This is a genomic window from Mycobacterium sp. NGS34 (genome assembly GCF_059812845.1).
Genome location: NZ_JCALDM010000004.1, coordinates 435,901 through 448,667, shown reverse-complemented (window position 1 = coordinate 448,667; position 12,767 = coordinate 435,901). Strand labels below are relative to the sequence as shown.

Sequence of the window (12,767 nt, the reverse complement as noted above, 5' to 3'; positions counted from 1 at the left end):
TCCTTCCATCGCCGCGCCGTCATTGCAGCCCCATGTTGGGTCGATCTGCGCGGTTACCGATCGCCCGGCGGGGTATGGAAAGCGATATGACCGGACCCGACCGAGACCAGCTGAGCCACGCCGAGGAGCTGGAGAACATCGTCGACGAGCTCGACGAGAAGGTTGCCAACGAGCGGGAGGCCGAAGGCGTCCCCGGCAAGCCCAGCGACCGCGAACGTGACGCTGCCGGCGACGGCCCGAAGGACGAGCCGCCGGACTGACGCCCTAGGCCGTCCCGGGCGGCCCGACCCAGGCCGTCAGGGCGTCCGCGAGGGGTCGCTCCCCCACCCACGCGACGTGTCCGTCGGGCCGAATCAGCACCGCGTCGACAGCGGCGACGGTGCCGAGATCCGGAAGTTCCCATGCACCAACGTATTTCGCGTCGACCAACGTGACCCGATCCGCCCAGGGGGATACGTCCAAGGCGCCGGGCTCGCCGAGGTTGAGCAGCACGGGCCGCGCGTCGTGCAGCAGGGCGAATACCCGCACCGCGCCGTCGGCCGTGACCAGGTCGAGATCGGGCATCCGACGCCCGAGCAGCGGGTGCCCCTCGCCGAGGTCGTAGTGGATGTCGAGACCCGACATCATCGCGGCGAATCGCCGCCGGGGCTCGCCCATGCCGAGGAGATCGGAAGTGACCTCCCGCAAGGCCTTTGCGCGGTCGTCGGGGCGAAGCAGCGCCATTTGGGCCATGGCGTTGCGCAGCACGCGCGCGCCGACCGGGTGGCGTTCGGCGTGGTAGGTGTCCAGCAGGCTGTCCGGGGCCGTTCCCTTGGCCACCTGCGCCAGCTTCCAGCCCAGGTTCACCGCGTCCTGCACACCGGTGTTGAGGCCCTGCCCGCCGATCGGGTGGTGCACGTGCGCCGCGTCGCCGGCCAGCAGGACCCGTCCGTCGCGATAGGTCGCCGCCTGCCGCGCGGCATCGGTGAACCTGGAAATCCATGCAGGACTGTGGATCCCGTAGTCCGTCCCGTAGACCGCGATGAGCGCCTCGCTCAGGTCGCGCAGGGTGGGTTCTCCGCCGGGCGTGACCTGCCGCTCGGTCACCATCACGCGCATCGGGCCCCCGTCCTCCATCATGCTGAGCGAATGGACACCGAGGGCGTCGTGGCGGATACCCCATGGCGGCGCCTCCCTGCCTTCGAAGTCGATGTCGACCTCGGCGAGGAGGTAGCTCATCGTCGGGTCCCAACCCGGGAAGTCGATGCCGGCCGATTTGCGCACCGAGCTGCGTCCCCCATCGCAGCCGACGACGTATTCCGCGCGCAGGAACTGGCCGTCGGACAGCGCGACGTCGACGCCGGTGTCGTCTTGCGCGACGCCCGTCACCTCACGCCCGCGATAGATCGGCACCTTCAGCTCGTCGACCCAGCCGGCCAGGATGCGCTCGATGTGGACCTGCCACTGCGCGAGCCCGTACGGGTGCCGGGTGGGAAAGTCGCTGATGTCCAACCGAATCTGTGCGAACCCGGCGACCTGAGCCACCTGGCCTTCGGCAAGGAAACGGTCGGCGATCCCGCGCTGATCGAGGACCTCGATCGTGCGCGAATGCAATCCGCCCGCCCGCGCCCCGATCAGCTCCCGGCCGGCGCGCCGCTCCACAATGGCCACGTCGACGCCCGCCAACGCCAGCTCGCCCGCCAGCATCAGCCCGGTCGGGCCTCCCCCGGCTATCACCACGGCATGCATCTCGCCACCCCCAACATCAGTCCGTTTCGCCGTCGACCAGCGATTTTGCGGCATGACCCCGGTCTTGCCGCAAGCCCCCGGGTGCGTAATATGTTGAAGTGGGACGGATTAAAAGCCGCCCCTTCTTTTTGCATCCGATGTGGGTTTTCCGATAAACGTCAACGGTCTGCTGAGGTCTGAACTACCGTTCAAACAAATGGCGGGTGCGCGCTCCGAAATGGCGATGAAATAATTGGCCGCGCGTCCGCGCCAGCGCATCTGACCAGAGAGTGACGGGATGGGTCTACGCCTTGCAGGCCCCGTCGGCCACACCCGCCGATACAAGCTGCGGCTGCGCGCCGACTCCGGAAGCGGATTTTACGGTAAACACCAGGTCCGGCTGCTGCGGATCTACTTGGGCACCACGACCTTCCTCTACGCCTATGGCGTGGTGTTCACGACTGTGATTTTGCTTCACCCCGACCGCCCGCGGGGCAATCCGGTCGGGGGCATCGTGGCGATCGTCTTCGGTATCGCGGCGCTGGCCTGGCTGGCGGTCCAGCCCGACAAAACCGGGCCGGCGACGGCCGCGGCCATCGCGGCCACGCCGATCGTGATGGCTTTCCACATCGCGATCACCGCCGAATTCGCCTGCCTGATCGCGCCGATGTTCCTGGCGATGTACCTGCGCGCGTTCTACTCTCCGCGCCGCGGCATGGTCCTGGTCGGCGTGCTCGCCCTGGCGTGCGTTGCCGGCCTCGCGTTCTCGCACACGGCCAAGTTCTACCTCGACTACCTCATCTTCGTGATCGCGATCGTGGGGGCCGCCGAGTCGTTCGGGTTGGTGACGCGAACACTGGTCGCGGCGGCGTGCACGGATCCCCTCACGGGTCTACTCAATCGCGCCGGCTGGGAAATCGCGACCGCCGACCTGCTGGCGCGATCGCGTTCGACGTCCACCGTCATCACCGTGGTCGCGCTGGACATCGACAACTTCAAACGCATCAACGACACCGACGGGCACGTCGCCGGCGATCACCACCTGATCAGCCGCGCGATCGCCTGGCGAAAAGTCGCCCCCGCCAACGCCGTTGTGGCCCGGCTCGGCGGCGACGAGTTCGCCGTGTGCATCGCCGAGCGCGCGGGTCCGGTTCCGAGCGCGGCCGAGCGGTTCGTCGCCTCGGTGCGGCTACAGACCCCGGGCACGAGCGTCGGCACCGCATCGGCCGGCGGGGCGAGCGCCAACGTCGCCGTGCTGTGGGCGGTCGCCGACGCGAGCCTGTACGCCGCCAAGCAGAACAGGTCTCCGCAGCGCCGGGATCCCGATCTGCGCCACGCGCTCTAAACCCGACTTGGTATCCCGCCGGGGCATGTGGAATTCTCTATGCCCCAATCTATTTCAGCTCAGATACGGAACCGGCCTAGTTGTTTGTCGGCGGTGGCTGCGGCTCGAAGGGGTCGTACCACCACCAGTCGGCGCGTTCGCCGAGGGGTCCGCGGCAGGGTGGCACGGCGGGCGGTGGACGGTTCGGTGGGCGCGCGAGTGATCCCGCGCTCAGTGGTCGGCCGGTGTCGTCGGTGACGCTTAGGTCGGTGGCGGGTCCGGTGATGGTGATCAGCCCGCGGTGGTGTGCCCGGTGGTGATACGGGCATAACAGCACCAGGTTCGCCAACTCGGTCGGCCCGCCGTCTTCCCAGTGCCGCAGGTGGTGGGCGTGCAACCCGCGGGTGGCACCGCAGCCGGGCACCGCGCAGGTGGGATGGCGGCGCTCGAGCGCGCGGCGCAGCCTCCGATTGACCGTGCGCGTGGTGCGCCCGGCGCCGATGGGCACGCCGTCGCGTTCGAACCACACCTCACAGGTGGCATCACAGGTCAGGTACTGGCGCTCGGCATCGGACAGCAGCGGACCCAGATGCAGCGCGGCGGCGCGCCGCTCGACATCGAGGTGCACCACCACCGTGGTGTGCTGCCCATGTGGGCGGCGGGTGGCCTCGGCGTCCCAGCCAGCCTCCACCAGCCGCATAAACGCATCAACAGTGTCGGGCAACGGCGGCGCCGCATCCGATGGGGCCTTGCCGTCGCCGCGGTCGCGCTTCCACTGGGCAATCAGCGCCTCGCGATGCGACGCCAACGCCGCATCGAACGTCGCCGCCTCGTCGCCGGGCAGGTTGATCCGCCAACAGCTGCCCTCCTCGCTTGAAGTCTTGGTGATCGAGCGCCCCGCCTCGGGGCGAGGATCGGGCTGTGGGCGCGGTTCGAGCTTGATCGCGGTGCGCAGCTGAGTGACCGTGGCCACCGCGGCCAACTGCGCGTAATGCTCATCCGAACCCTCACCCGCGCGGGCGGCGATCACCCCGACCTGATCCAGCGACAACCGCCCCTGGCGCAAGGCCCGGGTGCACCGCGGAAACTCCTGCATCCGGCCCGCCACCGTCGCGATCGTGTGCGCGTTGGCCGGCGAACAGCCGGTCTTCCAGGCCACCAACGCCGGAATCGACCGCGCCCCGGTATTACCCCACAATCCGTCGCGATCGATCTCGGCGACGATCTCAACAATGCGCCCGTCAATCGCATTGCGTTGACCGCACAACTCCGCCAACTCCTCAAACAGCACGTCAAGACGCGTCGGAGTATTCACCACCCAAGCGCCAACAGATGCGGTTGAAGACATAACCTCATCCTCGCAGCCGGGTACGACAAGTTTTCGGCTACGAAACCCGGGCCGGGATCCCTATCATTGCGGGTGGCTCGCCACGTAGTCCGTGGCCGGGATCGGCGACGACGCGGCGTAGCCGATCGGCAGCAACACGTCGCCCGCCGTGGTGTTGCAGTAGACGTCCCAGCGGTAGTAGCCCGTGAACGCGGCGGGATCGGACCCGATGAGCGCCGCGTACTGATCGACCGCCCGCACGTATTCGTTCGCGTGGTTGTACCGGTAGATGGCGTGATCCCGGTCGTTGGCAAAGCCGTTGGCGGCCAGGTAGCGGCCCGCCGCCATGATGCTGTCGTGGGGCGAGTTGACGTCGCCGCCCTGCCCGTAGGTGGCAAACGTCCCGGGCAGGAACTGCATCGGCCCCTGCGCGCCCGCGGTGCTCACGCCATGGATGCTGCCGAGGCGGGTTTCGACGAGGTTGATCGCGGCCAGGTAGTTCCAGCCGACGCCCGATTCCGACTCCGCCTGGTGGTAGTAGCCCAGCAGCTCGTCGGCCGGAGCCGGCGGCTCGATGCTCCACGCGGGCAGCGTGTCCCGGACGGCCGTCATCGCGGTGAGCTGCCGGCGGGCGTCGACGTTGCGGTCGTACACGTCGAGCAGCGGCGCCGGGATCCGTGGTCGTATGGTCGCGTCCCATTCGGGGTGGCGCCCGATGGCGCGGTAGGCCGCCTGCTGGCGATGCGCCGCCGCCACCAGCGCCGCCTCCCCCGTCGACGCGTCTCGCAGGGCGTGCTCGTCGGCGACGAGGTCGTCGGCCACCTGCGCGGGGTCCGACGCCAGCTGGGGCTGCGCGCCGGCGGGGATGCTGGGCGCGTCGGGCCGCGTCATGATCGACGCGGATGCCGGTGGAGCCGGCGCGCCGGCCAGGGCGACCACGATCGCGCCGAGGACAAGCAGCGTGGCGCGCGGTTTAGCGCTCACAGCGTCCCTCCCGTCCGTTCCGACTCGGGTAGGTCAACGGTAGCGATACCCGCGGCGCGCGCTATGCGCTATCCCTGATTCGTCACGCCGGCGGCCGTCATCGGGGTCGGCTCCGACGTTGCCCGCCGGTTTTGTGAGCTGGCCCCCGAGCCCTCGTCGCGGCCCAGCGCGATCGCGGCGGCCGCCATCGCCGCGACCGCGACGGTGAGGACCAGCGCCGCCGAACCCCGCACCGCCAGGTGCTCCCCGAGCACGACGACGCCGAGCACGACCGCGACGACCGGTTCACCCACCAACATGATCGGCACCGACGCCTGCAGCGCGCCGGCGTGAAACGCCGCCTGCTGTACCACGGTGAGCGACGCGGCCAGCGCGACCAGCACGTAGGGGGCGGGCACGGTCAGCAGCCCGTGCCAGCCGCCCACGGCGAAGCGATGCGTGCAGATCTTGGTCAGGACCGCGATTATGCCCAGCAGGACGGCCACCGGGACCGCCAGCAGCATGGCGCGGGGACGACCGGCGGTGCCGCGGGCCGCGACGATGCACACGATCACCAGCGGCACGGTCATCAGCAGCGCGAGCGTCCACCCCGGCAGCGGCGCCCGGTTGTGGCCCTCGCGGGGCTGGCCGACGAGCACGAACACGGCCAGGGCGGCGGTCAGCAGCGTCGCCCAGCCCCAGTCGGCCCAGCTGATCCGCTGGTGGCACAGCCTGGCGCTCATCGGCAGCGCGAACAGCAGCGACGACACCAGCAGCGGCTGCACCAGGAGCAGGGATCCGTTGGCCAGTGCCAGGGCCTGAAAGACGTAGCCGGCGACCGCGGCCAGCGTGCCCGCCCACCACAACGGTTCGCGGACCAGGGTGGTGGCCATGGTCGGCGACATGGCCTTGTCGTCGGGAACGCCTTGGGCGACTCGTTGCCGAACGACGATCCCCACCGCGGCCCAAAATGCCGCGAGCAACGCCGACGCGATCGCCACCGCGTGCGACGCCACCCACCCCATGGCCGGGTGCATACCCGGCATTCAAGCGACGTGAACCTCGGCCGTCGAGGGGGCGCGACTCACCGATAGAAGATCGTCGTCCCGACGCCGCCGGGGCTATACGAGATGTACACCGGGTGTTCGAGGAAGGGCAGCGCCCCGGTGTTCATGACGTACGGCGAGGGCGTCGGGAAATACGTGCCGTGTAGACGTAGGAGTGATCGCTAAGCGGTGGATCTCAGATCACTGGTAAACGGTGGCGCCGCCCGTGGTGTAGTCGATGTAGATCGGGTGGTCCTGGAAAATCAGGTTTCCGGTGTTCATCAACCCGCTCGAGATCGGCGTCGGGGAATAGTTCCCGTTATAGATGTACTGGTACAGCAGGTGCGTACCGCCGGCGTCGAAGACCTTAATCGTGTCCCCGGGTGACGCGCCAAGGCTGGTCGGAAGGGTTCCCTCCACCCCGCCGGAGTCAACAATCGATTGGACATTTGAAAACGAAGTTGTAGTGGCGCCGTGAGTGACGGTCACGTCCAAGCCTGTGATCGGCATCTGGGGAAGATTCGCCAACACCGGATTTGCAATCGTTGAGTGGTCACCGAACTGCAGATAAGGATTGGCGGCGGTTTGATTGATCAGCAGACCCTGGTTGTAGGGCGCCGGCAGCGCGTGCAGCGGAATGCTGGGACCCGGGCCGCCCGCGTTGGGCCCGACACCCAGGACGCCGGAGGCACCGTCGGACGCGAAGAAGGACTGGAACGTCAGCCCGTTGGTCATCGCGGACTGGATGGACACCGGGAACGCCAGGAACTCGACATTGACGGGGGTCGACGCGGTCGTCAGCCCGCCGCCGAAATTCACCGGCGCGTTGTAGGTCAGGTAGAGGTAATCCAGCCCGCCGCTGTAACCCCCGATGCCGCCCCCGATGGGGATGCCGAGCTGGAGCACGCCCAACAGCCCGCCGACCTTGGTGAACGGGATGACGAGGCCCTCAGAGCCGGTGTCGACCAGCAACGGCACGGCCGATCCGGTGCCGACGGAGGCGTTCACCAACGGCTCGGTCCCGGCGAAGACCGACAGCGGGGCGGTCGCTGTGCCGCCGCTTACCGTCGCGCTGGTGCCGAGCGATTGCGGCCCCGTGGGAATCAGCTGGCGCCCGAACAGGATGTCGGTGGGGAAATTGATGATGTCGGCGGCGTAGGTTTCCAACGCCTGAACAGGGTTCCCGAGTGGGTTGCTGGCCGCGGAGGTCAGCGAACCGATGGCCGCCGGGGCGGCGGCCGCCGGGTTGGCAATCGCAGCGGACGCCTGCGCCGGCAGCGCCTGCACCGCGGACGCCCAGGTCGAGAGCTGGGCCGCGGCGGCCGAAACCCCGCCGTGGTAGCCGACCATCGCGGACACGTCCTGGGCCCACATTTCCTCGTACGAGGCTTCGGTGGCGGCGATCGCGGGCGCGTTCTGCCCGAACAGGTTCGAGAACACCAGCTGCACGAGCTGGTTCCGGTTCGCATCGACCACCAGGGGATGCACGGTGGCGGCCAGGGCGGATTCGAATTCACCGGCCACCACCTGGGCTTGCAACGCGGCCGTCTGCGCCTGCGCCGCTGCCGCACTCAGCGACGCCGAGTACTGCGCCGCCGTCGACAGCATGGCCGCCGAGGCGGGCCCCTGCCAGGCGTCGGCGGCCAGCCCGGAGGTGATCGACGAGAACGACTGCGCCGCGGTACCCAGTTCGGCCGCAAGCCCGTCCCACGCCGCGGACGCGGCCAGCATCGGCCCCGGGCCGGCGCCCGTATGGAGTAGAGACGAAATGATCTCTGGCGGTGACGTCAGAAAACTCATCCCCCGGGTGTCCTTCCGCTCTGCCCCGCGACCACGTTTCCACCGGGGACGGGCACCTCACGCCACCAGCCGATACGCCAAGACTCTAGGGAAAGGCGGCCCAAAATTCTCGGGATTAACCAAACGTTTCCCGCGCCAACGGTCGTCGGTACGAACCGCGACTACCGTGGCGCTGTGAGCGACCGTCAGCAACGCGCGATGTCCTTCGGATCGATCGCCGAAAACTACGACGGGCTGCGGCCGCAACCCCCGCAGCAGGCGGTGAACTGGCTGGTCCCACCCGGTTGCGCGGTGGCCGTCGACGTCGGCGCGGGCACCGGACTGTTCACCCGCGCGCTGGTGGGCAGAGTGACGCAAATCATCGCCGTCGAACCCGACGCGCGCATGCGCGAGGTCTTGGCGGCCCGATCCCCCGGCGTGCGCGTCGTCGAGGGCCGCGGCGAGGCGATACCGCTTCCCGACGCCTCCGCGGACGCGGTGTTCGTCTCGTCGGCGTGGCACTGGATGGACCACGAGCGCGCCGTGCCGGAGATCGCGCGGGTGCTGCGCGACGGCGGCCGACTCGGCCTGATCTGGACGAGCCGGGACCGCGAGGTCGGCTGGGTGCGGGACCTGGACCGGCTGCCCGGCGACGAGACCTCCGAGGCCGAGAAGGCCGACCGCGCGCGCCGGCGCCTGGACGTCGTCCTCCCGTTGCCGGCGATGTTCCGCAACTTCGCCCGCGAGACGTTCCGGTTCACCCGAACCATGACGGTCGACGACGCCGTCGCGATGCTGGGCACCTACAGCCGGGTCATCGTCGCGTCCCCCGACGAACGCGCCCGGCGGCTGGCCGCGGCGCGGGCGGCCCTACAGGCGCGGTTCCCCGGCGCCGACGCGGTCGACGTCCCGATGCAGTCGCGCTGCTGGCGCGCCGATCGGATCGCGCGCGGCGACGGGCTTTGAGGCACCGCATGCGCCGCCACCGGCGGCGGTGTGTCAGCATTTGGAAATGAATTCACGCAGGCTTGCCCGCATCGTTGGAGTTTCGGCCGTGACGGCGTGGGCCGCGCTCAGCGCGCCCGTCGTCATTCCGGCCGCGTCCGCCGATCCCTGCACCGACGTCGCGGTGGTCTTCGCCCGCGGCACCCACCAGGAGCCCGGCCTCGGCAACATGGGGCAGGCGTTCGTCGACTCGCTCACGTCACAGCTCGGGGGGCGGTCGGTCAGCGTCTACGCCGTCAATTACCCGGCGAACGACGACTACCACAACAGCGCGACGGCCGGCTCCAATGACGCCAGCGCGCATATCCAAGACGTCGCCGCCAGCTGCCCCAACACGAAGATGGTGCTCGGCGGGTACTCCCAGGGCTCGACCGTGATTGACCTCGCCAGCCAGACCTTGCCGGGCCCGGTGGCCGATCACGTCGCCGCCGTCGCCCTGTTCGGCGAGCCCACCAGTGGGTTCTCCAGCATGTTGTGGGGCGGTCAGCCGCTTCCGACGATCAGCCCGGTGCTGGTCGGCCGGACCATCAGCCTGTGTGCCCCGGACGACCCGATCTGCTCCCCGGGCGGCAACATCTTGTCGCACATGTCGTACATCGACGCCGGGCTGGTCAACCAGGCCGCGACGTTCGCGGCCGGCAGGATCGGTCAGGCGCCCGCGCGGGCACAGAACGGCTAGCCGCCCGCATCCGTCGCCTGGAGGCTAGGCCGTGAGATCCCTCGTCGCGGTTCGGATCCTGATCGCCGTGGTGATCGGCACCGCCGTCGCATTGTCGGTGGGCAACACCATCGGCTGGCGATTCGCCCTTGTTGGCTGGGTCGTCACCGCAGGCGTGTACGTGGTGTGGACGTGGCTCCTGCTGGGCGGGATGGACGCCGACCAAACCCGCGAATACGTGACCCGCGAGGACCCGACCCGCTGGATCGCCGACACCGTCGTCGTGTCGGCGAGCCTCGCGAGCCTGGTCGGGGTGGCCTATGTGGTCGCCGCGGGGTCGCGCTCCGGCGCCGCGGCGGTCGTCGCCGCCCTGCTGGGAATCCTGACCGTCACGGCCTCCTGGTTCGCGGTGCACACGTTGTTCACCGTGCACTACGCCCGGCTCTACTACTCCGACAAACCGGGCGGGATCAACTTCCACGACCCGGAGCCGCCGCGGTTCAGCGACTTCGCGTATGTCGCCTTCACCGTCGGCATGACCTATCAGGTGTCCGACACCGAGATCGGGCTGACCTCCATCCGGGCGACGGTGTTGCGCCAGGCGCTGCTGTCGTATCTGCTTGGCGCCGTTGTCCTTGCGGTCACCATCAATTTGATCGCCGGGCTGGGTTCCAAACTGTGACGCCGGGTTAATCTGGCTGGCATGGCCATCGAGTCCACCATGCTCGCCCTCGGCACCCCCGCGCCGCCGTTCTCGCTGCCCGACCCGGCCACCGGCAACACGGTCAGCCTCGACGACCTCACCGGGCCCGCGCTCGTCGTCACCTTCATCTGCAACCACTGCCCGTACGTCAAGCACGTCGCCGCCGGGCTCGCCGCGCTGGGCCGCGACCTCGCGGACCAGGGCGTCGCGATGGTCGGCATCTCGAGCAACGACGTCGTCACCTACCCGCAGGACGACCCCGAGCAGATGGCCGCCGAGGCCCGCGCCCACGGCTGGACGTTCCCCTACCTCTACGACGAGAGCCAGGACGTCGCGCGCGCCTTCTCCGCGGCCTGCACGCCCGACACGTTCGTCTTCGACGGCGAGCGCCGGCTGGTCTACCGCGGACAGCTCGACGACTCCCGGCCGGGAAACGACAAGCCGGTGACGGCCGCCGACGTCCGCGCCGCGGTCGACGCGGTGCTCGCCGGCCGGCCGGTTGACGCCGATCAGCGCCCGTCGATCGGGTGCGGCATCAAGTGGCGTTCAGCCTGATTCGCGCGTTTGGCCGCCGCGCGGGCGGGTATCGCAACAACAGTTATGACCGCGCAACCCCCCGATCCCGACCCCGCAGAAACCCCCGACCTCGAGCCGGGCGGAGGCGTCACGCCGGGCGCCACCCCGCCGGCCGCGCCGCAGACCTCCGGTGTGGCCGAGGCCCAACCACCCAATCGCGGGCGATCGACCCCCGCGTCCGCCATCACGATCCTCGGCGTCTGCGTCTTCGTCGTGGCGTTCGCCGCGGTGGCGGTGCTGCTCGTCATGAAGATACTTGGGCTGACGGGCTGACTACGGACCGATGGTGACGCCGTCGCCGACCCGGATGACGCCCTGCCCCACCACCTCCAGGTACGCCCCCGCGCACGGCTGCGGCCCGTGACCGCCCGTGTCCCAACGGTTCTCGGCGGCGGGAGTGCGAAGCGCGTGCGGGGCACGCGGCAACGGACCGTGCTCTAGCGTCGGCACCACGCACCGCGAGGTGGCCGTCAGGGCGCGCAGCCGCGCCTCGCCCACCACGATTTCCCTTCCCGCCCAGTCATTTTCGGTATACGGGGGGTAGCCCGGCGGGGTCGCGATCACCAGGTTCGGCCGGTAGCGCAGCGCCTCCACGCCGATGTGCTCGAGGGTGGCCGTGGTGATCGCGTGCAGCGGGGCCTCGTCGGTGAACGAGTCGCCCGGGGTCGCCTGGGCGATCTCGAGGATGCGGCCGCCGACCTCGGCGTCCAACCCGAGCTCGAGCAGCTGCTCGGGATCCGGGCGTTCCAGCGTCGCGCCCTGCGGCCGCTGCCTGACCAGTCGCACGGTCCGGCCCAACAGCAGCGACAGCACGTCGTCGACTGTGGGGTCGTCGGCCGCGACGTCGGTCCCGTCGGGCAGCCGGATGCTGACCCGGCCGGTGTCGGCGTGCGCGGTGCATTTCAGCAACCCACGCCAGAGCCGCGCCTGCTTGGCGCTGGCCACATGGCCGGTATCGGCATCGATGAGCGCCAGCCGCCGATCGTCCTCGGCGCCGCCTTCGTCGACGAACAGGGAGTCCACCGCTTCGCCGAGCATCGACTTCACCGGGTAGCGGCGCAAACCCTCAACGCGCATGTGCACCGCAGCGAGATCCTCCACTGCCCATCCCCCGCATGAGACACGTCATTCACCGTCAGGGAAGACAGTAGTGGGCTGCGCGGCGGCGGCTAGCCCGGGCAGTAGGTGGATTCCGCCGCGCTGACCCAGCCGGTCATGTCGGCGAACGAGAAGCCCTTCGCGCTCATGCTGGAGTGCAGGTCGGTGGCGATCGCATCGGGCGTCTTGCCGGCCATCCGGTCGGCGCAGACCGCGTGTCCCATCGCGATCATGTCGGAGTCGGCCGACGAGGGCCAGCTGAATCCGAGCGTTTTCAGTTTTGCGAGGTATGCGTCGTCCGTGGAGTCGGCCGATGCAATCGCGGTGCTTGCTGTCAGGGCGGCGCCGACCATCACCGGGATAGTCAGTTTGGCCAGCCATCGAGGTGCGAACATTTCGTTCCCCTTTTCTTGTCGGCGTCCAAGGTGTCGTCAGTATATGGCTGTTCACGCTAATCGATCACTAAAGATTTCGAAACTTGAGAGCAGCCAATTACGAGGTGACGGCGATCGAGCCCAGGCCGCGTCCCGATCGCCGGCGCGCCGGGAATCGGCAACAAGCGCATCGCGAGTTGGCAGGAA

At 69.2% G+C, this 12,767-nt stretch carries 15 protein-coding genes; 7 read left to right on the top strand and 8 right to left on the bottom strand.

Annotated features, from left to right (window positions below; genetic code table 11):
• Positions 1–74: 74 nt before the first annotated feature.
• Positions 75–260, top strand: coding sequence for a hypothetical protein (locus AC5Y7V_RS13850; protein ID WP_499880586.1), 186 nt, complete (start codon positions 75–77; stop codon positions 258–260).
• A gap of 4 nt (positions 261–264) precedes the next feature.
• Here AC5Y7V_RS13850 and AC5Y7V_RS13845 read toward each other — a convergent pair whose 3' ends face one another.
• Positions 265–1,728, bottom strand: a complete 1,464-nt coding sequence (locus AC5Y7V_RS13845) for an FAD-dependent monooxygenase (RefSeq protein WP_499880585.1) — start codon at positions 1,726–1,728, stop codon at positions 265–267.
• Positions 1,729–2,053: 325 nt separating this feature from the next.
• On the opposite strand from AC5Y7V_RS13845, the gene AC5Y7V_RS13840 reads away from it, so the two are divergent.
• Positions 2,054–3,052: a GGDEF domain-containing protein gene (locus tag AC5Y7V_RS13840; protein ID WP_499880656.1), complete on the top strand. Its 999-nt coding sequence runs from the start codon at positions 2,054–2,056 to the stop codon at positions 3,050–3,052.
• A gap of 76 nt (positions 3,053–3,128) precedes the next feature.
• Here the strand turns inward: AC5Y7V_RS13840 and AC5Y7V_RS13835 are convergent, their stop codons facing one another.
• From AC5Y7V_RS13835 to AC5Y7V_RS13815, 5 genes are all read right to left on the bottom strand, one after another.
• Positions 3,129–4,379, bottom strand: a complete 1,251-nt coding sequence (locus AC5Y7V_RS13835) for an HNH endonuclease signature motif containing protein (RefSeq protein WP_499880584.1) — start codon at positions 4,377–4,379, stop codon at positions 3,129–3,131.
• A gap of 63 nt (positions 4,380–4,442) precedes the next feature.
• On the bottom strand, positions 4,443–5,201 hold the full coding sequence (locus tag AC5Y7V_RS13830; protein ID WP_499880655.1) for a lytic transglycosylase domain-containing protein: 759 nt from the start codon (positions 5,199–5,201) through the stop codon (positions 4,443–4,445).
• 209 nt (positions 5,202–5,410) lie between these two features.
• Positions 5,411–6,358 carry a DMT family transporter gene (locus AC5Y7V_RS13825; protein WP_499880583.1) on the bottom strand — a complete coding sequence of 316 codons (948 nt, stop codon included), beginning with the start codon at positions 6,356–6,358 and terminating at the stop codon, positions 5,411–5,413.
• Between the two features lie 47 nt (positions 6,359–6,405).
• Positions 6,406–6,495, bottom strand: coding sequence for a hypothetical protein (locus tag AC5Y7V_RS13820; RefSeq protein ID WP_499880582.1), 90 nt, complete (start codon positions 6,493–6,495; stop codon positions 6,406–6,408).
• A 73-nt stretch (positions 6,496–6,568) separates the two neighbouring features.
• The gene (locus AC5Y7V_RS13815; RefSeq protein ID WP_499880581.1) at positions 6,569–8,167 is read right to left on the bottom strand and encodes a PecA family PE domain-processing aspartic protease; all 1,599 of its coding nucleotides are present in this window, start codon (positions 8,165–8,167) and stop codon (positions 6,569–6,571) included.
• A gap of 174 nt (positions 8,168–8,341) precedes the next feature.
• On the opposite strand from AC5Y7V_RS13815, the gene AC5Y7V_RS13810 reads away from it, so the two are divergent.
• The 5 genes from AC5Y7V_RS13810 to AC5Y7V_RS13790 are packed head-to-tail and all read left to right on the top strand — an operon-like array spanning position 8,342 to position 11,361.
• Complete coding sequence (locus AC5Y7V_RS13810; RefSeq protein WP_499880580.1) at positions 8,342–9,112, top strand: class I SAM-dependent methyltransferase; 771 nt, start codon at positions 8,342–8,344, stop codon at positions 9,110–9,112.
• Positions 9,113–9,158: 46 nt separating this feature from the next.
• The gene (locus AC5Y7V_RS13805) at positions 9,159–9,830 is read left to right on the top strand and encodes a cutinase family protein (protein ID WP_499880579.1); all 672 of its coding nucleotides are present in this window, start codon (positions 9,159–9,161) and stop codon (positions 9,828–9,830) included.
• A 31-nt stretch (positions 9,831–9,861) separates the two neighbouring features.
• The gene (locus AC5Y7V_RS13800) at positions 9,862–10,491 is read left to right on the top strand and encodes a DUF1345 domain-containing protein (protein WP_499880578.1); all 630 of its coding nucleotides are present in this window, start codon (positions 9,862–9,864) and stop codon (positions 10,489–10,491) included.
• A gap of 21 nt (positions 10,492–10,512) precedes the next feature.
• The gene (locus AC5Y7V_RS13795) at positions 10,513–11,067 is read left to right on the top strand and encodes a thioredoxin family protein (RefSeq protein ID WP_499880577.1); all 555 of its coding nucleotides are present in this window, start codon (positions 10,513–10,515) and stop codon (positions 11,065–11,067) included.
• Between the two features lie 45 nt (positions 11,068–11,112).
• A complete protein-coding gene (locus tag AC5Y7V_RS13790) occupies positions 11,113–11,361 on the top strand; it encodes a DUF6480 family protein (RefSeq protein ID WP_499880576.1) in 249 nt (82 codons plus the stop codon).
• On the opposite strand, the gene AC5Y7V_RS13785 is transcribed toward AC5Y7V_RS13790, so the two are convergent.
• Complete coding sequence (locus AC5Y7V_RS13785; protein ID WP_499880654.1) at positions 11,362–12,165, bottom strand: MOSC domain-containing protein; 804 nt, start codon at positions 12,163–12,165, stop codon at positions 11,362–11,364. It lies immediately after the preceding gene.
• A gap of 92 nt (positions 12,166–12,257) precedes the next feature.
• The gene (locus AC5Y7V_RS13780) at positions 12,258–12,581 is read right to left on the bottom strand and encodes a DUF732 domain-containing protein (protein WP_499880575.1); all 324 of its coding nucleotides are present in this window, start codon (positions 12,579–12,581) and stop codon (positions 12,258–12,260) included.
• Positions 12,582–12,767 lie beyond the last annotated feature (186 nt).